At 39.8% G+C, this 975-nt stretch carries 1 pseudogene; it reads right to left on the reverse strand.

Features of this window, described 5'->3' with window-relative positions:
- A pseudogene (locus ACFIK8_RS10200) lies at positions 1-975 on the reverse strand (DNA polymerase III subunit alpha); the annotation flags it as partial.

Genomic DNA, 975 nt, shown 5'->3' on the forward strand with positions numbered 1-975 from the left:
TACGTTTTTTAGCAAGAATAGCTTGATATTCATCCAGAGGATGAGCAGAAAAGTAAAAACCTATAGCTTGAAATTCTCGATAAAGTTTCTCAGCCGGTGACCAAGGAGATGCTTGCGATAGAATCAAAGGCTCTTTCAAGCCACCAGCTATTCCAAACATATCAACTTGTCCACTAAAATTATTATCAAAAATACGAAGTGCACGCGCATGAAGAGTTCCAACACTCGCCAATAAAACCTCACGCGCAATATTAAAGCAATCAAAAGCGCCAGCACAAACCAAACTTTCCATGGCACGCTTATTAACAATACGCGGATCAATGCGCTCACAAAAATCCTTTAAATCTTTAAAAACCTTATTTCCACGGCAAGCTACGATATGATCAACGACTGCTTCCCCCACACCTTTAATAGCAGCAAGAGAATAGTAAATACAATTTTTACCGACCTCAAAAAGACGATGTGATGTTTGCACACAAGGCGCAATTACTTCAATACCCAACCTTAATGCCTCGCGCCGGAAATCATTTAATTTCTCGGTATTTGTCATATCATATGACATCGAAGCAGCTAAAAACTCAACTGAATGGTGTGCCTTCATATAAGCTGTTTGATAAGATATAATGGCGTAAGCAGCAGCATGTGATTTATTAAAACCGTAATCTGCGAATTTTGCTAAAAGGTCAAAGATAATATTAGCTTGCTCTTTATCAACACCACCAGCAACAGCTCCATTCACAAAGCGCGTCCGCTGTTTTTGCATTTCTTCGTGAATCTTTTTACCCATAGCACGACGCAATAAATCCGCTTCTCCAAGCGAATACCCAGCAAGCACCTGAGCGATCTGCATCACCTGTTCTTGATACACAATAACACCTTGTGTTTCTTTAACGAGATGATCTATTTTAGGATGAATAGAAGCAATTTCCTCTTCCCCATGTTTGCGTGCGTTATAGATTGGAATATTCTCCATCG

The organism is Bartonella sp. MR168JLCBS (assembly GCF_042194175.1).